This window comes from Actinomycetospora rhizophila (genome assembly GCF_042657905.1).
Classification (GTDB): Bacteria; Actinomycetota; Actinomycetes; order Mycobacteriales; family Pseudonocardiaceae; genus Actinomycetospora; species Actinomycetospora rhizophila.
Window position 1 is genome coordinate 50873 of record NZ_JBHSKG010000026.1, and the last position, 23618, is coordinate 74490.

Consider the following 23618-nt stretch of genomic DNA (forward strand, 5'->3'; position numbering starts at 1 on the left):
AGGGGTCGTTTCGCAGAACTGCTACAGGAACGCCCGGACCGCCGCCGCGACCTCGTTCGCCGCTTCCAGGGGCACGAAGTGGCCGACGTCCTCGAGGTGGTGCACCCCGCGCAGGTCGGTGAACGCGCGCTCCAGGCCCTCCGCCAGCCGCGGCGGGAAGAGCGGGTCCAGGTCGCCCCAGAGGACGGTGGTCGGCACGGTGACCGGGGCCGGCGGGTCCTGGCCGCGCAGGGCCAGCGCGGTGCGCAGGGTCGCCGAGCCGGAGCGGTACCAGTTCACCGACACGGTGAACGCGCCCGGCCGCGCGTAGGCGTCCACGAGCTCGTCGGTGACCGAGGCGATGCCCCGGTGGCCCCAGTGCGACCAGAAGTGCCCCAGGTACGCCCGCACGTTCGCCGCCGACCCGTCCACCAGGTTCTCGACGAGCTCGAGCTGGTGGAAGTCCTGGTACCAGAACTCGGCGCGGTGGTCGTCGTCGAGCGACGCCGCGGCCGCCCCGGGGTGGATCGCGTTGCCGAGCACCAGGGCCCGCACCCGCTCCGGCGAGGTCCGGGCGAGGTGGGTGGCCGTCGTGGATCCCACGTCGTAGCCGACGAGGACGGCGTCGTCGAACCCGAGGTGGTCCATCAGCTCGAGCACCGCGGCGCCCTGGGCGTCGCGGCCGAAGTCGGTGGCGGGGCGCTCGACGTCGTCGGGGCGGAAGGACGCGCCGAACCCGAGGAGGTCCGGGACGACGACCTGGGCGTCGCGCTCGAGCAGCGGCAGCAGGGCGCGGTAGTCGGACGCGGCGCCGGGCCAGCCGTGCAGGCAGACCACCGGGACGCCGTTGCCCTCGTGCGCGTACGCGATCACGTGACGCCGAGTACCCGGAATCCCGCGTGCGACGACAGCCGGGTCGCCGGGTGGCCCTGCTCCCCGAGCCAGCGGGCCAGCGAGTCCGAGCCCAGGTTCTTGCTCACGACCAGGTAGGACGACCCGTCCACGCGCGGCAGCCAGCGCAGCAGCAGCTCGTGCAGCGCGGCCTTGCCCGAGCGGATCGGCGGGTTGGACCACAGCTCGGCGAAACGGAGGTCCCCGGGCACCTCGTCGGGCCGGCAGGCCCGCACGTTCGTCAGGCCGGCGGCCGCCGCGTTGGCCCGCACGAGGTCCAGCGCGCGGTCGTTGACGTCCACCGCCCACACCGTCACCGCGGGGCGCTGGGCGGCGATCCAGAGCGCGATGGGGCCGTAGCCGCAGCCGAGGTCGAGCACGTCGCCGCGCTCGACCGGGTCGGGGGCGTTCTCGAGCAGCACCCGCGTGCCCTTGTCGAGCCGCCCGCGGGAGAACACCCCGGAGTCGGTGGTGAGGTCCAGCGCGACCCCGCCGATCTCGAGCCGGAAACCGAGCGGGTCGGACGGCGAGGTCGGCTGCTCGGAGAAGTACTGGTCGGTCACGACACCTCGGACAGGCGGGGGATCAGCGCCCGGAGCGCCCGCGAGCGGTGGGACACCGCGTCCTTCTCGTCGGGCTCCATCTCGGCCGCCGTGCGGGACTCGCCCTCGGGCACGAACGCCGGGTCGTAGCCGAAGCCGTGGGTGCCCCGCGGGAGGCGGATGAGACGCCCGGGCCAGCGCTCGACCACGACGATCTCGCGGCCGTCGGGGTGCGCGGCGGCGGCGGCACACACGAACGCGGCGCCGCGGCGCTCCTCGGGGACGTCGGCCATCTGGTCGAGCACGAGCGCGAGGTTCGCGGCGTCCCGCTCGACGCGTGAGCCCCCGCGTCCCGACCAGCGCGCCGAGAGCACGCCCGGCATCCCGTTCAGCGCGTCGACGGCGAGCCCGGAGTCGTCGGCGACGGCGAGCAGTCCAGTGGCCGACGCCGCGTCGCGGGCCTTGGCGCGGGCGTTCTCCTCGAACGTCGCGCCGGTCTCCGGGGCCTCGGGGAACGCCGGGACGTCGTCGAGCCCCACCACGTCGAGGCCGCCGGTCAGGCGGCGCAGCTCGGCGAGCTTGGCGTCGCTCCTCGTCGCGAGGAGGACCTTCACGGCAGCTCCCCGGGGTACGGCTCGGCGAGCGCGGCGGTCTGCAGCTCGGTGAGGCGGGCGCAGCCGGCGAGCGCGCTGTCGAGCATCGCGTCGAGGGTGGCGCGGGTGTAGGTGGCGCCCTCGCCGGTGCCCTGGACCTCGACGAGGGTACCGGTGTCGGTGGCGACGACGTTCATGTCGACCTCGGCGCGCGAGTCCTCCTCGTAGGGCAGGTCGAGGCGCACCCGGCCGTCGACGACGCCGACGGAGACCGCGGCGATCGAGCACGACAGCGGCTGGGGGTCGGCGAGGCGCTTGTGGGCGCGCAGCCAGGTGACGGCGTCGGCGAGGGCGACGTAGGCACCGGTGATGGCCGCGGTGCGGGTGCCGCCGTCGGCCTGGAGCACGTCGCAGTCGAGCTGGATGGTGTTCTCCCCGAGCGCGCGCAGGTCGATCGCGGCCCGCAGCGCGCGGCCGACGAGGCGGCTGATCTCGTGGGTGCGCCCGCCGACGCGCCCCTTGACCGACTCGCGGTCGCTGCGGGTGTGCGTCGCCGACGGGAGCATCGCGTACTCCGCGGTGAGCCAGCCCAGGCCGCTGCCCTGGCGCCAGCGCGGCACGCCCTCGGTGACGCTCGCCGCGCAGAGCACCGTCGTCTGCCCGAAGGAGACGAGCACCGAGCCGGCCGGGTGCTGCTGGAACCCCCGCTGGATGGTGATCTCGCGGAGCTCGTCGTCCGCCCTGCCGTCGCTGCGTGCCACGGGCGACCACCCTAGGAGCCACCCGGCGCGCGACTTCCCGTCGGGCTAGCTTGGACCGTCGTGCGCACCGAGGGCCGGACCGGGCTCGTGCTGTTCGCGAGCTGCCTCGCGCAGTTCATGGTCGTGCTCGACGTCTCGATCGTGAACGTGGCGCTGCCCTCGATGCGCACCGCGCTCGGGTTCGACGCCGAGGGCCTGGCCTGGGTGGTGAACGCCTACACGCTCGCCTTCGCGGGGTTCCTGCTGCTCGGGGGCCGCGCGGCGGATCTCTTCGGGCGCCGCCGCGTGTTCCTCGTGGGCCTGGGGCTCTTCGGGCTCGCCAGCCTCATCGGCGGCCTCGCGAACCACCCCGCGCTGCTGCTGGCCGCCCGCGCGGTGCAGGGGCTGGGCGGGGCGGTCCTCTCCCCCGCCTCGCTGGCGATCCTGCAGACGACCTACCCCGAGGGTGCGGCGCGCTCGCGGGCGTTCGGGTGGTGGGCGGCGATGGGCGGCATCGGCGGCGCCGCGGGCGGGCTCGCGGGCGGGCTGCTCGTCGGGCTGCTGAGCTGGCGCTGGATCTTCCTGGTCAACGTGCCGGTGGTGGTGCTGACGGCCGTGCTCACCGTCGCCGTCGTCCGCGAGACCCGCGACGAGGCGCGCCCCGGCCTCGACGTCACGGGCGCCGTGCTGGTGACGACGGGCCTGGTCGCGCTGGTCTACGGGGTGGTGTCGCTCGAGTCGGAGCCCTGGACCTCGCTGCCGGTGCTCGGCGCGCTGGCCGTCGCGGTGGTCCTGCTCACCGCGTTCGTGCTCACCCAGCTGCGCGGGCGGAACCCGCTGGTGCCGCTGTCGGTGTTCCGCCTGCGCTCGGTGTCGACCGCCAACGTCGTCATCCTGCTCATCACGTCGGCCATGTTCTCGATGTGGTTCTTCGTCTCGCTGCACATGCAGGACGTGCTGGGCTTCGACCCGCTCACCGCGGGGCTGGCGTTCCTGCCGCAGTCGGCGTCGGTGGTGCTCGGCTCGCAGATCTCGTCCCGGCTGCTGCCCCGCTACGGACCCCGGGCGGTGCTCGTCGGCGGCGGGATCCTGACCACGGCGGGGTACGTGTGGTTCGCCTTCCTCACCCCGACGACGAGCTGGGCGGCCGGCATCCTCGGCCCCGGCATCGCGGTGACCCTCGGGATCGGCCTCGTCTTCCCGGCGGTCACGACGGCGGCGACCAGCGGGGTCGACGGCGGGCTCGCGGGCCTGGTCAGTGGGCTCGTCACCACCTCGCGCCAGATCGGCGGCGCGGTCGGGCTCTCGGTGCTCTCGACGCTCGCCGCCGCCCACACCGCCTCGCTGGTGGCGGCGGGTGCGGCGACGCCGGTGGCGCAGACGGCGGGCACGACGCGCGCGTTCGCGGTCTCGGCGGTGGTGGTCGCGGCGGCGGTCGTCGTCGCCCTGTTCGTCCCGGCCCCGCGGCGCGCCGAGGAGCAGGAGCCCGCGCCGGTCTAGATCGTGTAGTGCCCGTCGGGGACCACGAGCTCGGTGGGCCCGGAGAACTCCTCGCGGGCCTCGGCGAGCAGCGCCTCGCCGTCCGCCCACGCGGGCACGTGCGTGAGCAGCAGCCGCCGCACCCCCGCCTCGCGGGCGGTGCGGCCGGCCTGGCGCCCCGAGAGGTGGACGCCGGGCGGACGCTCCGGCCCGTCGCTCCACGTCGACTCGCAGAGCAGGACGTCCGCGTCGCGGGCGAGGTCGACCAGCTCGCGGCACGGCCCGGTGTCCCCGGAGTAGACGAGCGAGCGGCCCTCGTGCTCCAGACGGATGCCGTAGGCCTCGCAGGGGTGGTCGACGGGAGCGCTGGTGAGTGCCACGGGACCGACGGCGGCGGGGCCCTGGGCGAAGGGCCGATGGGAGAAGACGTCGGTGAGGTCGGTGGCCACGCGCTCGTCGGACGACGGCGCGTAGGCGACGGCCAGGCGCACCTCGGACTCGGTCGGCCCGTGCAGCGGCACGACCTTGCCGGGCCCGTCGGGGTGGTAGCGCCGGTGGACGATCAGCCCCGAGACGTCCGCGCAGTGGTCGGGATGCAGGTGCGAGAGGACCAGAGCGTCCAGGTCGAACGGGTCCATGTGGCGCTGGAGGGCACCGAACGCGCCGTTGCCGAGGTCGAGCACCAGGGACGTGTCGTCCGCGCGCACGAGATAGCCCGAGGCCGGGGAGTGCGGGCCGGCACCGCTGCCGGAGCATCCCAGGACGATCAGTTCCACGCGCGCACCCTACGGGCCCGACCTGTCCGAACGCACAGGGCCACGAGGACCTCACAGGTCACAGAACGAACACGGTGTCCAGTCCTCAGGGGATCGCCGGCGTCCCCGACGGCCCGGCCCGCCGGCGGTCGGCCGCGACGGTGATCCGGGCGGCGAGCACGCCGCCGATCGCACCGCAGAGGTGGGCCTGCCAGGAGATGCCGGGGTTGCTCGGGAGCACGCCGAGCAGGAGCCCGCCGTAGATCAGGAACAGGACGACGGCCACGACGATCTGCGCTGCCGACCGCGCGAAGAAGCCACGGACCAGCAGGAACGCGAACCAGCCGAAGATGATGCCGGACGCGCCGATGGTGGAGCCGGGGCTGCCGATGAGCCAGGTGCCGACGCCGCTGACGATCCAGATGACCGCCGTGACCGCGATGAACTGGCCCAGCCCGCCCGCGAGCACGAGGAACCCGAACACCAGCAGGGGCACGGTGTTGCTCGCCAGGTGGTCGAAGCCGCCGTGCAGCAGCGGCGCCCAGAGGATGCCGCCGAGCCCGTCGAGGGTGCGCGGCACGATGCCGTCGTCGTCGAGGCCCTGCGGCGGGTCGAGCGCGACGAACACCGTGCGGTCGGCCAGCTCGAGGAGCCAGAGCAGCGCCACGATCCCGACCATGAGGATCGCCGCACGCAGGGGACGCTCGGGCAGGACGCGGGGTGACGGTCGCACCGGGCTGGTCACGCTGTCGACACTACGGCCGCGCGCGCCGGATCCCTGTGGGGTCGACCCCGACGTTTCTCCGGGACTCAGCCCCTGGACGTTGCGCCGGCAGGCCGCACGTCGAGGTGCGGAACCGGCTTGCGACGACACTAGGCCCAGAGCTGGCCCTCCAGCGCCTCGGCGGCCTCCTCGAGCGTGCCCGAGTAGGCGCCGGTGGACAGGTACTTCCACCCGCCGTCGCACACCACCATGACGATGTCGGCCTCGTCGTCGGCGCCCGCGGCCTTCTCGGCCTGGGCCAGGGCGGCGTGCAGGATGCCGCCGGTGGAGATGCCCGCGAAGATGCCCTCCTGCTCGACGAGCTGGCGGGTGCGGCGCAGCGCGTCGTACGCCCCGACGGAGTACCGGCCGGTGAGCACGTCGGGGTCGTAGAGCTCGGGCACGAACCCCTCGGCGATGTTGCGCAGCCCGTAGACCAGCTCGCCGTAGCGGGGCTCGGCGGCGATGATCTGGACGTCGGGCTTGTGCTCGCGCAGGTAGCGCCCGGTGCCGACGAGCGTGCCGGTGGTGCCCAGGCCCGCGACGAAGTGGGTGATCGTCGGCATGTCCCGCAGGATCTCCGGCCCGGTGCCCTCGTAGTGCGCGAGCGCGTTGGCCGGGTTGCCGTACTGGTAGAGCATCACCCAGTCCTCGTGCTGGGCGGCGATCTCCTTGGCCGTCGCCACGGCCTGGTTCGACCCCCCGGCGGCCGGCGAGAAGATGATCCGGGCGCCGTACATCTCGAGCAGCTGGCGCCGCTCGGCCGAGGTGTTCTCGGGCATGACGCACACCAGCTCGTAGCCCTTGAGCTTGGCCGCCATCGCCAGCGAGATGCCGGTGTTGCCCGAGGTCGGCTCGAGGATGGTGCAGCCGGGGGTGAGCCGGCCGTCGGCCTCGGCGGCCTGGATCATCCGCAGCGCCGGCCGGTCCTTGATCGACCCGGTCGGGTTGCGGTCCTCGAGCTTCGCCCACAGCCGCACGTGCGGCGCCGGCGAGAAGGAGGGCAACCCCACCATCGGCGTGTCGCCGAGGGCGTGGATCAGGGAGTCGTACCGGGCCATGAGGGTCTCTCTCAGCCGCCGGCCACGGCCGGGAGGATGGTGACGGTGCCGCCGTCGGGCACCTGCGCGTCGAGGCCGCCGCTGAAGCGCACGTCCTCGTCGTTGACGTACACGTTGACGAACCGGTGCAGCGCGCCGTCGGTGACCAGCCGGTCCTTGATGCCGGGGTGGTTGGCCTCGAGGTCGGTGATGACCTCCTGCAGCGTCGAGCCCTCGGCCTTGACCTGCTTCTCCCCACCGGTGTGGGTGCGCAGGATGGTCGGGATCGAGACGGTGGCGGACACGGATTCCCCTCCGGGACGTGGTGGACGGACGTTCTGCGACGAACAGCGTGCCACGGGGGCGCGGCATTCCGTGACCCGTCGGCGACGGGCGCGGGCCGGCCCGGGGCCGCTAGGAGCCGGCGTGGTCCGGGACGTCGTCGGTGCCGGTGTGGGCGAACATGTAGTTCTCCACGACCTGCACCTCCTCCTCGGTGACCTCGCCGTCGACGATGCGGTACGAGCGCAGCACGTGCTGCTCGGGGTCGCTGGTGCCGACGAGCACGTAGTGCGCGAACGGCTCCTGCGCGAGCGAGATGTCGGTGCGCGACGGGTACGGCTCGGTCGCGGTGTGGGAGTGGTAGACGACGACGGGGATCTCGTCGTTCGCGTCCATCTCCTTGTAGACCTTCAGCTGCTCCATCGAGTCGAAGCGGTAGAAGGTCGGCGAGCGCTCGGCGTTCTCCATCGGGACGAAGCGCTCCGCGCGGTCGGAGCCGTCGTCGGGGCCGGCGAGGATGCCGCAGGCCTCGTCGGGGTGGTCCCGACGGGCGTGCGCGACCATCTGCTCGACGAGGTCGGCCCGGATCACCAGCACCCCGTCAGCTTACGTGGAGCGGACCGCCGCAGCCCGTCAGCCTGGTCACGCCACGGTCACTGCATCAGGGTGGCGACCAGCGAGTCCTGCAGCCACGTCAACCAGTGGTAGACGGGCAGGTGGTCGGCGCGGGGGTCGTCGGCGGGGAGCTGCTCGGGCATGTCCTCGGTCACCTCGAGCGCGACACCCAGGGCCAGGCGCACGTCGTTGACCGCGGCCAGCCACTCCTCGGCCTGCGCCGGCGCGAGCTCGACCCGGCCGCCGCCGGCCGGGCAGGTGGCGAGCACGGTGGCGATCGCGTCCAGCTTCGCCTCGATGAGCTCGGGCTCGTTCACCGAGCGCATGGCCGCGGACAGCTCGCCGGCGTCCTCCTCGCCCGACGAGGCGAAGTCGGGCAGCAGGCGCGCCAGCACCGGGTCGTCGGGCGGCGTGGACGGGCCGGTGCGGATGCCGGTGATGGCCGCGAGCTCGTCCTCGGGCGCCGCCTCGTTGCGGCCGGTGAGCATCTGCTCGACCTGCCCCATCAGCCCGCGCAGCACCGAGGCCTCGGGGCGTTCGAGCACCGCGACGTACCGGACGCGGTCGCCGCGCCCCTGCCGTTTCCATGCCTTCAACGGGGAGCCTTCACCCGCGCTAGCTCGCCCGCTGCATGGTCGCCCACAGCCCCGCCGCGTGCAGGCGCGAGACGTCGCCCTCGACCTTCTCGCGGCTGCCCGAGGAGACCGTCGCCCGCCCCTTGTGGTGGACGTCCATCATCAGCGCGGTGGCCTTGGCCTTGTCGTAGCCGAAGAGCTTCTGGAACACGTAGGTCACGTACGACATGAGGTTGACCGGGTCGTTCCAGACGATGGTCTGCCACGGGGTGTCGGCGAGCGTCGCCTCGTCGACCTCCGCCTCGGTCCGTTCGTCGACCTCAGGCTCGGCCGGAGCGGACAGAACGACCTCCATGGGGTCCATGGTGCCACCTAGGGTGGTCGGTGTGACCTTCCCGGGGCCGAGCACAGCGCTCCTCACCGACCAGTACGAGCTCACGATGCTCGACGCCGCCCTCGCCGACGGCACGGCGCAGCGCCGCTGCACCTTCGAGGTCTTCGCGCGCAGCCTGCCCCACGGCCGCCGGTACGGGGTGGTCGCGGGCGTGCCGCGCCTGCTCGACGCGATCACCCGGTTCACGTTCGACGAGGCCGAGGTGGCCGTGCTGCGCGACGCCGGCGCGGTGAGCGACCGCGCCGCGGAGTTCCTGCACGGGCACCGCTTCTCCGGTGACGTCAGCGGCTACCCCGAGGGCGAGCTGTACTTCCCGGGCTCGCCGGTGCTGTCGGTGACCGGCACGTTCGCCGAGTGCGTGCTGCTCGAGACGCTCGCGCTCTCGGTGCTCAACCACGACTGCGCGATCGCCTCGGCCGCCGCGCGCATGACGACGGCGGCGAACAGCCGCCCGCTCATCGAGATGGGCTCGCGGCGCACCCACGAGGAGGCCGCGGTCGCCTCCGCGCGGGCGGCCTACCTCGCCGGGTTCCACGCGACGTCGAACCTCGAGGCGCACCGCCGCTTCGGGGTGCCGACCACGGGCACCAGCGCCCACGCCTTCACCCTGCTGCACGACAGCGAGGCCGACGCGTTCCGCGCCCAGGTCGACGCGCTCGGGGTGGGGACGACGCTGCTCGTCGACACCTACGACATCACCCAGGGCATCGCCACCGCCGTCGAGGTCGCGGGCCCCGAGCTCGGCGCCGTGCGCATCGACTCCGGCGACCTCGGCGTCCTCGCGCAGAGCGCCCGCGCCCAGCTCGACGCGCTGGGGGCCACGAAGACCCGCGTGGTGATCTCGGGCGACCTCGACGAGCACTCGATCGCCTCGCTGCGCGCCGAGCCGGTCGACGCCTACGGGGTGGGCACCTCGGTCGTCACGGGCTCCGGCGCCCCGACGGCCGGGATGGTCTACAAGCTCGTCGAGGTCGACGGGCGCCCGGTGGCCAAGCGCAGCTCGTCGAAGGAGTCGCGGGGCGGCGCGAAGTCGGCGGTGCGCCGGCACAAGCCGACCGGCACCGCCGTCGAGGAGGTCGTGCACCGGCTCGACGCCGACGTCGAGATCGGCGAGCACGACCGCGTCGTCCCCGTCCCGCTGCTGGTCAAGGGCGAGCCGGCCGGCGACCTGCCGACGCTCGACGAGTCCCGCGAGCACCTGCGCCGGGGCCTGGTCGCCGTGCCGTGGGAAGGGCTCAAGCTCTCGCGCGGCGAACCCGCCATCCCCACGACCTTCGTGCTCTGAGGGCGCGGGCCTACCGAGCGAACGGGTATCTCGCTGCTTCTACGCGCGCGAAGTCCCCGTCGATCACCGGGATCAGGGCGCGCCGAACAGGGGTGACGGGGTCGCGTCCTCCGGGGCCGGGCCGGTGACCGCCGGCGCCGGCGTCGTCGACGTCGTCGGGGGCGCCGTGGACGTGGCGGGCGGCGCCGGGGTCGTCGTGGGCACCGGTGTCTCCGTGGCCCCGGTGGCCGTCGGCGGCTCGGCGGGGCGCACAGGGGTCGGCGCGACCGGCAGCGCGTCCGGGGTGGTCGGCACCGACGGAGCGGGAGCCGTCGGCAACGCCGGGGCGCCCGGCAGCGCGAGCGCCGACGGGGCAGGCGCCGCGGGCAGCGCCGGCGCCGGGGCGCCCGCCGCGTAGGCGGCCTCGATCGCGAGCACCTGGGCCACGTAGGCGTCGGAGCGGTTGTAGGCGAACACGGCCGCCGTGCGCTGCCCGGGGTCGGAGAGGTCGGCCCCGCCGGCGCAGAGGTGGCGCCCGCTCCCGACGGCCGCGTCGTCGACGTCGTCGACGTCCGCCGCACCGTCCCCGTCGCCGTCGGCGCCGTAGATCGCCCAGCTCGACGGGAGGAACTGCATCGGGCCCGCGGCGAGGTCGACGCCCGGGTCGCCGTCGAGGCGCCCGGCGTCGGTGTCGACGAGGAACGGGTGGCCGGCGGTGCCGTCGAGGCGCGGGCCCCGGATCGGCGCGAGCGTCCGGCCGTCCTCGCCCACCGCCCCCGCGCCGGCGTGGTCGGACTCGACGCGCCCGATCGCCGCGACCAGCGTCCAGGGCAGGCGACAGCCGGGCTCGGAGGTGCCGAGCGCGGCCTCGGCGCCCCGGTAGGCCCGCAGCACGCGCACGGGGATGCCGGTCGCGTCGACGGGACCCGTCACCGCGGGCGGGGCCGGCGGCGGGGTCCAGGCGCCCGGCGCGACCCCGGTGGCCCCGAGCGCGCCGACGTCGACCGGCACCGGCGCCACCTGCGCGGACGGCCGCGGCACCGCCTCGGTGTCCGGCACGCCGAGGGACGCGACGGCGGCCAGCAGCGGCACCACGAGCACGCTCGCCGCGAGCAACGCTCGGCGGCGCCGTTCGGGCACCGGCGGGTCGGTGAGGTCGAGCTCCTCGGGCGGACGGTCGAGGTCCTGCGGGAGGGGCCGCCAGCGGGTCGTCGGCACGGCGTCAGCCGAAGGCGACGTCGCCCGGCACGAGGAGGGTCTCCACGGCCGGGAACACGACGGTCATCAGCAGCAGGACCACCGCGACGGCCACGAGCACCGCGAGGGTGACCCGCAGCGCCGGCGGGCCGGGCAGCAGCGTCCAGAGCTTCTCGTACACGGTGGTCTCCCTCACCCGGTCAGTTCCGCGGGCGGTGCGCCGCCGGGCACGCGCGGCACGAACCGGTCGAGCGCCCCGTGCACGATCAGCCGCTCGCGCGCCGAGAACTTCGGGTGGCAGGTCGTGAGCGTGATCAGCGAGGCGGCCGGTGCCGCCCCGGGCCGGTGCGGCACCGGGGCGATGACGCCCACGTCGCGCGGGGTGACGATCTCCTCGCCCGGCACCCCGTCGATCGGCGCGAGCCCCCGGCACTGCGGCGCCCGCCCGCGACCCGCGGCCCACGCCGCGGCCTCGTCGGCGTGCGGGAGCACCCGGTACACCGCCCAGCCCCGGGCCGTCTCCACGACCAGCGGCGCACAGGACTCCAGCTCGCCCAGGTCGTGGAACGGCGCGCCCCGGCCCACCCGATGCCCGGCGACCGCGAAGTTGCCGGGCATCCCGGGCTGCGCCGACCCCGCGTAGTGGCCGGGGCCCGTGCGCAGGTCGTCCTGGGCGGTGCCCTCGACCACCACCCACGAGTGCCCCGCGCCCAGGGACGGGATCGTCAGCCGCGCCGTCGGCGTGCCCGGCGTCGCGACCGGCGCCGCGGCGGGCGGGGCGCCGATCCACGAGCGCGCGAGCTCCTCGGACGCCGCCTGCTGGCGGTCCTCGGTCATCCAGTTCGTGACCCACACCTCGTAGACCACGAACAGCACCAGGACCACGCCGAGGGTCACGAGGATCTCCCCGGCCCACCGGAGGCGCCGGCCGGTCCGGTCCGGCGGAGCGGGGCGCGGGAGGACGTCCTCCTCGCCGAGCTCGCGCGTCGCCTGCTCGCTCATCCCTGCCTCCCCCCGTGCACCCGGCGCCGGCGGCGCGCGACCAGCAGCAGCCCGACGCCGGCGCCGACGAACGCCAGCCCTGCCAGGAGGATCGGCATCACCCACATGCCGGTGTAGGCCAACCACCCGCCCGGTGGGGTGATGCTCGGGGCCGGGGCGGCCGCGCCGGCCGCCGCGGTGGCGCCGCTGGAGGCATCGCTCGACGCGTCACTCGACGCATCGCTCGACGCATCGCTCGACCCAGCACCGCCGCCTCCGATCGGCAGGTCGCCCGGGTCCGGCGAGCCGCCGGGTCCACCGGGCCCACCAGGCCCACCGGGCCCACCCGGCCCACCGGGTCCACCGGGTCCACCCGGCTCCCCGGGTCCACCCGGGCCCGGCTCGCACGGCCCGAACGCCTGCCCCGGCGGGCAGGGCGGCAGCGTCCCGGTCCCCGGCGCCGACACCTGGTCGCCGTCGGGCCCGATCGACACGCGGTTGGTGAGGTCGCCCGGCGTCACGACGCGGGCGGTGAGCACCAGCGTGCGGGTCTCCCCCACCGCGAGCGTGCCGACGGTCCAGACCCCGCGCCGGGCGTCGAACGCCGGGCTGTCCGCACCGATCACCTGCACGCTCGCCTCGGGGTCGTCCGGGTCCTGGACGCCGCGACCGGGCAGGTCGTCGACCACCGTGACGCCGGTGGCCACCGAGGGACCGTCGTTGCGGGCGGTCACCGTCCAGGTGATCGTCTCCCCCACCGGCACCTCGTCCCGGTCGGCGGTCTTGGTCACCGCCAGCTCGGTCCGGCGCCCGATCTCGTCCGACGTGGTGGCCGTGTTGTCCGCCGGGGCCGGCTCCGGGGTCGCCGCGGTGACCGTGGCCCCGTTCGCGAGCGCCGTCGCGGCGGGGCCGGGGTCGACCCGCACGGTGATCCGCACGGTCCGCTCGGCGCCCGCCGGCAGGTCCGCCAGCGGGCAGCGCACCGCCCCGCCGGTCACGTCGCAGGAGGCGTCGGGCCGGACCGTGCTGACACCGGCCGGCAGCCGGTCGGTGAGCAGCGCCCCCACGGCGGTCGCCGGGCCCGCGTTGCGGACCGTCAGCTCCCAGGTGACGTCCTCGCCGGCGACGACCGGGGTCACCGCCCGCTTGGTCAGCGCCAGGTCCGCCCGCGCGTCCACCTCGACGCCGGTCGACGAGGCGTTGTCCGCCGTGTCGGGGTCGGTCGAGCCGGCGGCCCCGACGGCCACGCCGAGCACCGGCGCGGTGGTCGCGGTCGGCGCGAGCGTGCCGCGCACCGTGATCGGGATGCTCGCGCCCGGCGGCACCGCTCCCAGGTCGCAGGTGACCCGGCCGTCCCGCACCGGACCGCACGTCACCCCGGCCGGCGCGTCGACGACGACGCCGGTGAGGTCCGGCGGCACGGCCAGGTCGGCGTACCCGCCGACGGCCGCGGACGGGCCGGCGTTGGTCACCGTGGCCGTCCACGACGCCTCCTGCCCGGGCGCCGCCGACGGGGTGGTCGCGACCGTGGTGACGCCCAGGTCGGCGACCGGTGCGGCCGCGCCCGGCAGCGTGGTCGCGTTGTTCGCCTCGTCGGGGTCCGGGGTCGTCGACACGACCGTGGCGCTGTGGGTCAGGGCGTCCGGCGACGCGGCCGGGTCGACCGTCACCGGCACCTCGATCGTCACCGTCCGCCCCGGCGCGAGCGTCCCGAGCGCGCAGCGCGCGAGGTCGCCCTCGAGCGTGCACGTGCCCACCGACGTGATCGGCTGCTTGCCGCGCAGGCCGGCCGGGAGGCGGTCGGTCACCGCGACGTCGGTCGCCGTGGACGGGCCGCCGTTGGTGACGGTCAGCGTGTAGACCGCCGCCCGCCCCGGCACCGGCGGCGAGGGGGTGACCGCGCTCGTGATCGCCACGTCGGCGGAGCGCACGATCGTCGGCGTCACCGTCGCCGTCGCGTCCCCGGGTGTCGGGTCCGGCGTCGACGACGTCACCGTGACCGTCGCCGGGCTGGCCCCGCCCGGTCCCGCCGCGTCGGCGAGCGCGTCGACCTCGATCGTCGGCGTCACCCCCGGCGCGACGTCGCCCAGGCGGCAGACCAGCGTGCCGGCCTCCACCGCGCAGGTGCCCTGCGACGGGCGCGCGCCCAGCAGGACCACCCCCGCCGGGTTGGGCAGGCTGACCACCACGTCACCGGCCGTCGACGGGCCGCGCGTGGCCACCGCCACCTGGTAGGCGAGCGGGCTGCCCGCGGTGACCGGGCCGGCCGGGCCGACGATGCGGGTGCTCAGGTCCGCCGCGCTCGTCACCGGCGTCGCCAGCACGCTGCGGTCGTTGTCGGCCACCGGGTCCGGCGTCCCCGACGACACGGTGACGGTGTTCTCGACCTGCCCGCTCGCGCCGGGCGCCAGGGTGCCGGTGAGCGTGAGCTCGACCGAGCCGGGCGCCAACGTCGCGATCGTGCAGCGGGTGCCCTCGCAGCTCACGCCGGGCGGACCGCGGAACGCGACATCGGTGACGCCGGCGGGCACCAGGTCGTCGACGACCACGTCGGTCGCCGTCGACGGGCCGAGGTTGCCGACACGCACCGTCCACGTCACCGGCCCGCCGGCCACCAGCGGGTCCGGGCCGACGGTCTGGGCCACCGCGAGGTCGGCGCCGGGGACGGCGGTGCCGCCCGTGGTCGCCGTGTCGTTGCCGGGGTCGGGGTCCGGGGTCGTGCTCGTGGCCGTCGCGGACGCGGCGACCGGACCCGTGGCCCCGGGCGGCAGGGTGCCGGTCACGGTGAGCACCAGGGCGGCGTCCACGCCGGGACGCAGGTCGCCGACGGTGCACGTCAGCGCCGCCTCGTCGCAGGTCACCCCCGGCGGCGCGACGATGCGCACCCCGGTGAGCCCGGCGGGCAGGGCGAGGCGCAGCGCGGTGTCGCGGGCCGTGGACGGGCCGTCGTTGCGCAGCCCGACCGTGTAGGTCACGGCCTGGCCGGGCACCGGGTCCGCCGGTCCCGCCACCGACACCGCGAGGTCCGCCGACGTCGTCACCGCGGTGGTGAGCGAGGCCCGGCGCCCCTCCGGCGCACCCGGCGTCGGCGAGGCCAGCGTCGCCGTCGACGTGATCGGTCCCGTGGCGTCCGCGGTGAGCGTGCCCGCGGCGGTGACCGTCACCTGCACCGCGGCGCCCGGGCCCACCGTGCCGAGCCGGCACGTCAGCGTCGAGCCGGTGACCGTGCAGGTGCCCTGCGAGGTGGTCACCGCGACCCCCTCGAGGCCCGCGGGCAGCTCCTGGGTGACCACCACGTCGGTGGCCTGCGAGGGCCCGTCGTTGGTCACGATCGCCGTGGAGCGCAGCGGGGTGCCGGCGACGACCGTCGGGGGCCCGGTGAGGGCCAGCGCCAGGTCGGCGCGCGCCGCGACCGGCACGTCGACGGTCACCGTGCCGTCGGCCGGGTCGGGGTCGCCGACCGGCGAGACGACCTGCGCGGTGATCGGCACCGTCGGCCCGCGCAGCGACGCGGCCACGGCGAGCGGCAGCTCGATCGGCAGGGACCCGCCCGGCGCGATCGCCGGCACGTCGCACGAGACGGTGCGCCCGACGACGCGGCAGGGCACGCCGTTCACCGTCGGCGGGGCGGTGAGGTCCACCCCGTCGGGCAGCGTCACCGTGACCGTGCCGCCCGCCGCGGACGGGCCCGCGTTGGTGACGGTGACCGTCGCCGTCGCGGGACGGCCCGGCACCAGCGGGAACGGCGCGAGCGCCGCGGTGACGCCCAGGTCGGCGCTCGCCCGCACGGCGGTGGTCACGGCCGTGGTGTTGTTGCGCAGGTCCGGGTCGCTCGACGAGGTCGAGGCGGTGACGTCGTAGGCGCGCGGCCCGGGGGCCGCGGCCGGATCGACCCGGCCGCTGACCGTGGCCTCCAGACGGGCCCCCGCGGGCACGGTGCCGAGCGTGCAGACGACCCGCCCGCCGGTGACGGCGCACGCGCCCGCCGGGATGCCCGCGCCCGTGACCGCGAGGTCCGCCAGCCCCGGCGGGACGTCCGCGCGGACCACGGCCTCGCGGGCGTCCGAGGGCCCGTTGTTGACCAGCACGAGCGGGAACGAGACCGGTGCGCCCGCGACCGCCTCGGCCGGGGGCGTGACCGTCAGCGCGAGGTCGGCGGTGTCGCCCACGGTGGACGAGGCGGTCGAGCCGTTGTCGGCCGGGTCGGCGTCGGGGGTCGAGCTCGTCGCCGTGGCGGTGACCGCGACCGTGGTGGCGTCGGAGCGCAGCGTGCCCCGCGCGGCGATCCGCACCTCGGCGCCCGCGGCGACCGTGCCGAGCTCGCAGCGCACCACGCGCCCGGCCAGGGTGCAGGAGCCCTGCGAGCTGGTGACCGAGCCGGTGTCCGGGACGACCTCGTCGGGGACCGTCAGCTCGAGCACCGTGTTCTCGGCGCCCGACGGGCCGGCGTTGGTGACGTCGACGGCGAGCTCGACCGGCGACCCGGCCGTCGGCGCGCCCGAGGTCACCGCGGTGGCGACCTTGAGGTCGCTGATCGGGGTCACCGGGGTGCTCGTCGTCGCCGCGTCGTCGGCGCCGTTCGGGTCCGGCGTGGCCGACGTGACCGTCGCGGTGTGCGCGAGCGGCCCGCCGGTCGTCGCCGGGTCGAGCAGGCCGGTGACCGTGACGACCGCGGTCGCGCCGGGCGCGAGGTCACCGAGCCCGCACGTGATCGTCGTGCCGTCGACGGTGCAGGGCCCGGCCGAGCTGGTCGCCACCGGGTCGCGCAGCTCCGCGGGCACGGTGTCGACGAGCGTCGAGGCCAGGGCGGTCGAGGGACCCTGGTTGCGGACGGTCGTCGTCCACGTCACCGGACGGCCCGGCACCGCGGGCTCCGGCGCGACGACGGTGGTCACGCCGAGGTCGGCGCTCGCCGTCTGCGGGGTCGTCGCGGTCGCGGTGTCGTCGGCCGGGTCCGGGTCGGGGGTGGCCGTGACCACCGAGGCGGTCAGGGTGGCGTCCGGGGCGGTCGACGCCGGGTCGACGACGCCGCTGATCGTGACGACCACGCGGGCGCCCGGTGCGATCGTGCCGACCGGGCAGGTCACCGTCCCGTTCGCCACGTCGCAGGTGCGCCCGTCGACGGTCGCGGTGACCTTCTGCAGCGACGGGGGCAGGGCGACGGTCGCGACGACCCCGCCCGCCGCCGACGGGCCGGCGTTGGTCGCGGTCACCGTCCACGTCGCCGGCGCGCCGGCCGTGAGCGCCGGCGGCGCGGCCACCGTGACACCGACCTCGGCGCGCGGGCCGACCCGGCCCTCGCCGCTCGCGGCGTTGTTCGCCGTGGCGGGGTCCGGGGTGCTCGAGCGCACCGTGGCCCGGTCGGCGAGCGTCGGGCCGAGCACGCCGGGCTCGACCGTGCCCTCGACGGTCACGGTCGCGCCGCCGTTCGGGTCGAGGTCGCCGACGGCGCACTCGACCCGCTGCCCGGTGACCGTGCAGTCGCGGCCCGCCACGGTGGCGCGGGTGATCGCGACCCCGTCCGGGACCGTGTCGGTGACGACCACGCCGCGGGCGGTCGACGGCCCGAGGTTGTCGGCCTGCAGCGTCCAGGTCGCCGGGCGCCCGGGCACGATCGGGTCGGGCCCGACGGCGCTGCTGATCCGCAGGTCGGCGCTGGTGCCGGTGGCCGTGGTGCTCGTCGCGGTGTTGTTCGCGGGCACCGGGTCGGTCGCGCCGGCGGTGGCGACGGTCGCCGTCGTCGACACCTCGCCGGTGGCCAGGCCGGGGTCGACCGTGCCGACGACGGTGACGACGGTGGACGCGCCGGCCGCGAGGTCGGCGAGGGCGCAGTCCACGCCCGTGGTGCCGGTGTCGGCGGCGGTGCGGCAGGTGCCCTGGCCGGCGGCGAGCTCGGCCCCGGTGATCCGCACGCCGGCGGGCGAGCGGTCGGTCAGCGTGACGCCGGTGGCCCGCGAGGGCCCGTTGTTGGTCACCGTGACCTGCCAGCGGACCTCCTGGCCCGCCGACGGGGTGCCGGCGACGCCGGTGACGGCCACGGCGAGGTCCGCCTGTGCGGTCACCGGGGCCGTCGCGGTGGCGGCGTCGTTGTCGGCCTTCGGGTCGGGCAGGCGACTGCCCGAGGTCCCGCCGACCGCGAGCTGGGTGCCCACGGCGTCCGCGGGCACGGCGACGGTGATGTCGACCGTCGCCGAGGCGCCGACCGCGAGCGTGCCGTAGGTGCAGGCCACGGCGCCCTGGTCGGTCGTGCACGCGCCGGCCGAGGGCGTCGAGGACACGAGCGTCGTGCCCGCGGGCACGCGGCTGGAGGTGGACACGCCGGTCGCGACGGCGGGGCCGTTGTTGGTGGTGGTGACGCGGTAGACGGCGTTCTGCCCGGCCACCGGCGGCCCGCCGACCAGCGCGACCGTCGTGGCGACGTCGGCGCGCGAGGTCACAGGCTGGGTCACCGCGGCCGTGTCGTTCGCCGCGTCCGGGTCGGGCGTGCCGCTGGTGGCCCCGGTGGTCACCGTGAGCGGCCCGGTGCCGGCCGGGTCGAGGCCGAGGGTGAGCTGCACGGTCGACACCGCGCCGGGGGCGAGGCGCCCGAGCGCGCAGACGACCTCGCCGCTCGCCACCGTGCAGGTGCCGGTGCTGGCGGTCGCCTCGGTCACCGTGGTGCCCGCCGGGACCGGGGTCCGCGACACGGCGTCGACCGCGTCGGACGGCCCGTTGTTCACCACCGAGACCACGTAGCCCGCGGGCTGCCCGGCCTCGGGGTTGTCGCGCTGCGGGGCCAGCGCCACGCCGAGGTCGGCGGAGGTGGTGACGCGCACCGTGGTGCTCGCGGCACGGTCGGCCGGGGTCCGGTCGGCGGTGGGCGAGTCGACGGTCGCGCCGGCCGGCACCTCGCCGGCGGGCAGCTCCGCCGGCACCAGCGCCCTGACCACGACGGGCACCGTGGTGCCGGCCGCGACCGTGCCGAGGGTGCAGGTCACCGCGCGGCCGGCCGGATCCAGGGCGCACGTGGTCCCGGGCGGCGAGGAGATCCCGCCCGGCACCACGGTGAACCCGGGCGGCAGCGGCAGCGCGAAGGTGACCCCGGCCGCGTCGGACGGGCCGTTGTTGCTGACGAGCGCGGTGAACGTCTCCGCCGTCCCCGCCCGGACCGGGTCGGGCACGCCGGTGAGCGCGAGCGACAGGTCGGCCGCCGTCGTCACCGGCAGGCTCGAGGTCGACGGGTTGTTGCCGGGCACCGGGTCGGTGACCGGCGACCCCGCGGTGGCCTGCAGCGCCAGCGGCCCGGCCGCGTCGGCGGCGACGTCGACGGTCAGCGTGACGACCGCCGACGAGCCGCCGGGCAGCACGTCCTGGGTGCACCGCACCTGCGGGCCGGTCACCGTGCAGGTGCCGACCGACGGCGTGGCGGACACCGCGGTCGTCCCCGCCGGCAGGGTGATCGTCGAGCCGACCGCGCCCGCGTCGGACGGTCCGTTGTTGGTGGTCGTGACGCGGTAGGTGGCCCGCGACCCGGCGACCAGCGCGCCGTCGCTCAGCGAGGCCGGGTCGGCCGCGATCGCCGTGGCGAGGTCGGCGGCGGTCGTGACGGTGACCGTCGCGGTGGTCCGGGCGTCGAGCGGGGTCGGGTCGGGCACCGGGGAGGTCGCGGTGATCGCGAGCGTCAGCGGTCCCGCCGGGGTGCCGGGGTCGGCCCGGGCGACGAGGACGACGTCCGCCGACGCGTTCGGGGTGAGCGTGCCGACGGGACAGGTCACGCGGGAGGCGGTGACCGTGCAGGCGGCGCCCCCGACCGTCGCCGACACCGCGGTCAGCCCCGCGGGCAGGTCGTCGACGACCAGGACGCTGTCGGCGTCGGACGGGCCGGTGTTGGTGACCCGGAAGGTGTAGGTGCCCGGGTCCCCGCCCGCGACGGTCGTGGCCGGGGCCGTCACGAGCGCGGCGCGCAGGTCGGCGCGCGTCACGACCGCGGTCGCGGCCGAGGCGCTGTTGTTCGACGGGCTGGGGTCGGGCAGCGCGTCCGAGGAGATCGCCGCCGCGTCGGTCAGGGGGCCGGCCGGGCGGGAGGCGTCGACGCGGACCCGCACCGTCACGGTCGCGGTGGCGTCCGGGCCCAGGTCGCCCACGGCGCACGTCACCCGCTGCCCGGCCACCGCGCAGGACCCGCCGGTGGCGCCGAGGACGGTGACGCCCGCCGGCAGGGTGTCGGTCACGGTCGCGCCGAGCGCGACCGACGGGCCGTTGTTGCGCGCGGTGAGGGTGAACGCCGCCTCGGTGCCGGCGACGACGGTGGCCTGGTCGACCGCGGCGCTGATCGCGAGGTCGGCGGCGACGAGGACGCCGAGGTCGGAGGTCGCGGCGTTGTTCCCGGGGGCCGGGTCGCTGCTGGCGCTGCTGATCTGGGCCGCCACCGTCGCCGCACCCGGGGGCCGGGTGGGCGCGACCTGCGCGGTCACCGTGATCGGCACGTCCTGGTTGAGGGCCAGCGTCCCGATCCGGCACGTCACGACCTGGCCCGCGACCGTGCAGGTGCCCCGGGCGGCCGTGGCCGACTGCGGCACGACGCCCCCGGGCAGGGTCGAGGTGACGATCGTGTCGTCCGCGTCCGACGGGCCCGCGTTGCGCGCGTCGATGACGTAGGAGGTCGACGTGCCGGCGACCGCGGTGCCGCCCGTGAGCGTCACCGACAGGTCCGACACGCGGCGCACCGTGCTGGTGACCGAGCCGGAGTTGTTCGCGGTGCTCGTCTCCGGCGTCGCGGTCGCGGCGCGCGCGCTGGCGACCTGCTGGCCGGCGGGCAGCGACGACGGGGCGTCGGCGACGGCGGTGATCTGCGTGCTGGCGCCCGCGGGCAGCGTCCCGAGCTGGCAGCCCGGCGGGTTCGAGGTCAGCGAGCAGGTGCCCGACGTGGTGTCGACGTCGACCGGGGTCAGGCGGGTCAGGGTCGTGTCGGTGAGCGTGACGTCGCGGGCGTCGGAGGGCCCGGTGTTGGTCACGGTCACCGTGTAGGTCACGCGGCCGCCGGCGTCGATCGTGGCCGGGCCGGTCGCGGCGACCTCCAGGTCGGCGAGCTGGGTCAGCGGCACCGACGCGGTCGCCGCGTTGTTGGCCGCCACGGCGTCCGGGGTCGCCGAGGAGACCGTGGACGTGGCGGCGAGGGTGGCGGCGGTCGCGCTCGGGGCGACGGCGACGGCGACGGTCGCGGCGGCCGACGCGCCGGGCGCGAGCGGGGCGGCGAGCGTGCAGCTCACCGTGCCGCCGGTGAGGCCGCACGTGCCGCCGGGGATCGTCGCGGACACGAACGAGGTCCCGGCCGGCAGCGGGGTGCTCGACACCACCCCCTCGGCCGTGGAGGGCCCGTTGTTGGTGACCGTGCCGGTCACGGTCGCGGTGCGGCCGGCCGTCACCGCCGGGCTCCCGCTCGGCGTGATCGCGGTGGCGACGCCGAGGTCGGCGTTGCGCGAGACCTGCGTGGCGGCCGTCGCGACGTTGTTGGTGGTGACGTCGTCGGCGGTGTCCGAGGAGACCTGCACCGAGTTGGTGACCGCGCCGGTCGCCGCGCCCGGGGCCACCCGCACCGTGATCGGCACCGTCAGCGACTGGTTCACCCCCGTCGACCCGCCGGTGCAGGTGACGGTCTGCCCGGACGCCGTGCACGTGGTGCCGGCCGGAGGCGCCGCGGACTGGAATGTGACCCCGGCCGGCAGGGTGTCCACGAGCGTCGTCGTGCCGGTCGGGTTCGGGCCGTTGTTGGTGGCGCCCACGGTGTAGGTGACGGTGCCGCCCGCGGCCTGCGCGGTCGGGGTCCCCGTCTTGGTCGCCCGCAGGTCGGCGAGCGCGGTGACCGGCGTGGTGACGGTGTTGCCGGAGTACGTGTAGTTCCGGCCGATCGTGCGGGCGCGGTAGTCGAGCAGCGGCGTGTTGGCCGGCGCGGTGCCCGCCGACGCGCGGTCCAGCGTCACGCGGAACTTGAAGGTGGCGGTGGCGTTGGGCGCGCGCGTGCCGCCGCCCGTCGTCGAGGCGTTCTGACCGATCCGCATCCGGACGGTCCTGTCGGCACCCGTGTACTCGCCGACGTCGTCCCCGGTCGCGTCGCTGACCGCGAGCGGGCCGGTCTGGCCGGGGTTGGCGGTGCGCACGAGGCTGCCCGGCACGTAGGTCGTGTTCGGCGGCAGGACGTCGCGCACGATCGCGTTGTCGGCCGCGTCCGCGCCGGTGTTGGTCATCGTGACCGTGTACTCGACGGTGTCCCCGGGCTGGGCCGGGCTGTTGCCGTTGACGTCGACCGCGGTCTTGCTGACGCCGGTGAACGACGGCGTGAACAGGTCGATCTGCGAGGTGACGACGCCCGGGTAGTAGTAGTCGCCCGTGGTCGTCAGGCGCAGCGACGCCGACGTCGCGCCGTTGGGGATGACGTTGTTGGCCGAGACGCGCCCGACGTCGACGCCGAAGTTGTTCGGGTAGCCCGGCGAGCGCCCGGGCAGGTCCGTCCCCGAGTCGCTGACCTTCGAGTCGAAGAAGTTGTTCGTGGCGCGGGTGTCGTCGGACAGCGTGGTGCCGTTGAGCGAGAGCGCGTCGCCGGTCGTGCCCTGGTCGCCCTCCCAGGCGACGACGCCGACCGAGGCGTTGACGTTGCCGGTGGTGGGCGTGAGGAACCCGCTGATCGGGATGTCGACGGTGGAGTTGGCCGCCGAGGTGGTGGTGACGTCGGCGAAGCCCTCGAACACCGTGAGGTTGCGCAGCGGCAGCGACGAGTTCCGGTAGGCCACGACCAGCGACCAGCCGGCGTACCGGTCGGCGCCGGTGGCCGCGGCGATGTCGCCGACCGCGTAGACGCCGTTGCCGGCCGCGCGGACCGTGTCGGTGACGTCGATCGAGCCCTGGTACGGCGCGCCGTCGGAGGCGGTCGGCGTGGTCGCCGAGAACCCCCGGGTGGTGCCGGTCAGCGTGGTGTACGCGTTCTGGCCCGGGGCCTTGAGCTTCACCGCGGCCGTGGCGGCGCTCGCGGCGACGCCGTTGGTGCCGGCGGTCGTGCGCCCGCCCCACACGAGGCGGGCGTAGAGCACCTCGGAGCCGGCGGGCATCGTGAGCGTGCTCGTCGAGGAGTTCGAGGTCGACGCGTCCCCGTCGATGTCGGTGAACTGCATCGCGTACGCGTTGTTGTTCAGCGCCGCGCCGCCGGCCGTGCCTGCCCGCGCCGCCGTGCAGTTGGCGGCCGCCGCCGGGCAGTCCATCGAACTGTTGCCGACGAGCGCGATCGCCCCGTTCTGCTCGGCGCTGTAGACCGCGTTGAAGGGGCTCTGCACCGCGGCCTCGGCCGGCGGCGCGACCGCGGGCGCGAGCGCCGGCAGCGACACCCCCGCGACGGCCGTGACGACCACCAGGACCAGCCGGAGGAGCCTCTCCCCCGGCCGCCGCCCCTCCTGCTGCCCGGACACCGACCGCACCGACCGCCGCACCCTGCCCCCCGCGCCCTGCACACAACGTGACCAGCCGTAGCAGCGAGTGACGTTAGGTGGGCTGAGTGAGTG

Annotated in this window: 17 protein-coding genes; 2 read left to right on the plus strand and 15 right to left on the minus strand. The window is 76.0% G+C overall.

Annotation, left to right across the window (positions count from 1 at the left end):
- Positions 1–21: 21 nt before the first annotated feature.
- Genes ACFPK1_RS30860 through rph form a run of 4 tightly spaced genes read right to left on the minus strand, consistent with a single transcriptional unit; the run spans position 22 to position 2766 of the window.
- Entirely contained in the window at positions 22–852 is an 831-nt protein-coding gene (locus ACFPK1_RS30860) for an alpha/beta fold hydrolase (protein ID WP_378024779.1), read from the minus strand.
- Positions 849–1433, minus strand: a complete 585-nt coding sequence (locus ACFPK1_RS30865; protein ID WP_378024780.1) for a class I SAM-dependent methyltransferase — start codon at positions 1431–1433, stop codon at positions 849–851. Before ACFPK1_RS30865 ends, ACFPK1_RS30860 begins: the two co-directional genes overlap by 4 nt.
- Positions 1430–2026: a non-canonical purine NTP pyrophosphatase gene (locus tag ACFPK1_RS30870; RefSeq protein ID WP_378024781.1), complete on the minus strand. Its 597-nt coding sequence runs from the start codon at positions 2024–2026 to the stop codon at positions 1430–1432. Before ACFPK1_RS30870 ends, ACFPK1_RS30865 begins: the two co-directional genes overlap by 4 nt.
- Positions 2023–2766, minus strand: coding sequence for a ribonuclease PH (gene rph / locus ACFPK1_RS30875; protein ID WP_378024782.1), 744 nt, complete (start codon positions 2764–2766; stop codon positions 2023–2025). The genes ACFPK1_RS30870 and rph overlap by 4 nt, the downstream gene beginning before the upstream one ends.
- A gap of 60 nt (positions 2767–2826) precedes the next feature.
- Here rph and ACFPK1_RS30880 point away from each other — a divergent pair, with 60 nt between their 5' ends.
- Positions 2827–4245 carry an MFS transporter gene (locus ACFPK1_RS30880; protein WP_378024783.1) on the plus strand — a complete coding sequence of 473 codons (1419 nt, stop codon included), beginning with the start codon at positions 2827–2829 and terminating at the stop codon, positions 4243–4245.
- On the opposite strand, the gene ACFPK1_RS30885 is transcribed toward ACFPK1_RS30880, so the two are convergent.
- From ACFPK1_RS30885 to clpS, 7 genes are all read right to left on the minus strand, one after another.
- Positions 4242–5000 (minus strand): MBL fold metallo-hydrolase, encoded by a 759-nt coding sequence (locus ACFPK1_RS30885; protein WP_378024784.1) that lies wholly within the window; start codon positions 4998–5000, stop codon positions 4242–4244. The genes ACFPK1_RS30880 and ACFPK1_RS30885 overlap by 4 nt on opposite strands.
- Positions 5001–5085: 85 nt before the next feature.
- Positions 5086–5724, minus strand: coding sequence for a rhomboid family intramembrane serine protease (locus ACFPK1_RS30890; protein WP_378024785.1), 639 nt, complete (start codon positions 5722–5724; stop codon positions 5086–5088).
- Between the two features lie 128 nt (positions 5725–5852).
- A complete protein-coding gene (locus tag ACFPK1_RS30895) occupies positions 5853–6803 on the minus strand; it encodes a PLP-dependent cysteine synthase family protein (protein ID WP_378024786.1) in 951 nt (316 codons plus the stop codon).
- A gap of 11 nt (positions 6804–6814) precedes the next feature.
- Complete coding sequence (locus ACFPK1_RS30900) at positions 6815–7087, minus strand: MoaD/ThiS family protein (protein WP_378024787.1); 273 nt, start codon at positions 7085–7087, stop codon at positions 6815–6817.
- Positions 7088–7196: 109 nt separating this feature from the next.
- Positions 7197–7661, minus strand: coding sequence for a M67 family metallopeptidase (locus tag ACFPK1_RS30905; protein WP_378024788.1), 465 nt, complete (start codon positions 7659–7661; stop codon positions 7197–7199).
- 56 nt (positions 7662–7717) lie between these two features.
- A complete protein-coding gene (locus ACFPK1_RS30910; protein WP_378024789.1) occupies positions 7718–8275 on the minus strand; it encodes a DUF2017 domain-containing protein in 558 nt (185 codons plus the stop codon).
- A gap of 19 nt (positions 8276–8294) precedes the next feature.
- The gene (gene clpS / locus ACFPK1_RS30915) at positions 8295–8609 is read right to left on the minus strand and encodes an ATP-dependent Clp protease adapter ClpS (RefSeq protein ID WP_378024790.1); all 315 of its coding nucleotides are present in this window, start codon (positions 8607–8609) and stop codon (positions 8295–8297) included.
- Between the two features lie 7 nt (positions 8610–8616).
- On the opposite strand from clpS, the gene ACFPK1_RS30920 reads away from it, so the two are divergent.
- A complete protein-coding gene (locus ACFPK1_RS30920) occupies positions 8617–9933 on the plus strand; it encodes a nicotinate phosphoribosyltransferase (RefSeq protein WP_378024791.1) in 1317 nt (438 codons plus the stop codon).
- Positions 9934–10005: 72 nt separating this feature from the next.
- On the opposite strand, the gene ACFPK1_RS30925 is transcribed toward ACFPK1_RS30920, so the two are convergent.
- From ACFPK1_RS30925 to ACFPK1_RS30940, 4 genes are read right to left on the minus strand one after another with little or no spacing between them, the layout of a single operon-like run.
- A complete protein-coding gene (locus ACFPK1_RS30925; protein ID WP_378024792.1) occupies positions 10006–11130 on the minus strand; it encodes a lysozyme family protein in 1125 nt (374 codons plus the stop codon).
- Positions 11131–11134: 4 nt separating this feature from the next.
- The gene (locus tag ACFPK1_RS30930) at positions 11135–11290 is read right to left on the minus strand and encodes a hypothetical protein (RefSeq protein WP_378024793.1); all 156 of its coding nucleotides are present in this window, start codon (positions 11288–11290) and stop codon (positions 11135–11137) included.
- An 11-nt stretch (positions 11291–11301) separates the two neighbouring features.
- Positions 11302–12111 (minus strand): class E sortase, encoded by an 810-nt coding sequence (locus tag ACFPK1_RS30935; RefSeq protein ID WP_378024794.1) that lies wholly within the window; start codon positions 12109–12111, stop codon positions 11302–11304.
- Entirely contained in the window at positions 12108–23525 is an 11418-nt protein-coding gene (locus ACFPK1_RS30940; protein ID WP_378024795.1) for a hypothetical protein, read from the minus strand. The genes ACFPK1_RS30935 and ACFPK1_RS30940 overlap by 4 nt, the downstream gene beginning before the upstream one ends.
- Between the last annotated feature and the right edge of the window lie 93 nt (positions 23526–23618).

Bases quoted from the DNA above. Each gene is read 5' to 3' on its own strand.
- ACFPK1_RS30895 (WP_378024786.1), bottom strand. From the start codon at position 6,803: ATGGCCCGGTACGACTCCCTGATCCACGCCCTCGGCGACACGCCGATG.
- clpS (WP_378024790.1), bottom strand. From the start codon at position 8,609: ATGGAGGTCGTTCTGTCCGCTCCGGCCGAGCCTGAGGTCGACGAACGG.
- ACFPK1_RS30920 (WP_378024791.1), top strand. From the start codon at position 8,617: ATGGTGCCACCTAGGGTGGTCGGTGTGACCTTCCCGGGGCCGAGCACA.
- ACFPK1_RS30935 (WP_378024794.1), bottom strand. From the start codon at position 12,111: ATGAGCGAGCAGGCGACGCGCGAGCTCGGCGAGGAGGACGTCCTCCCG.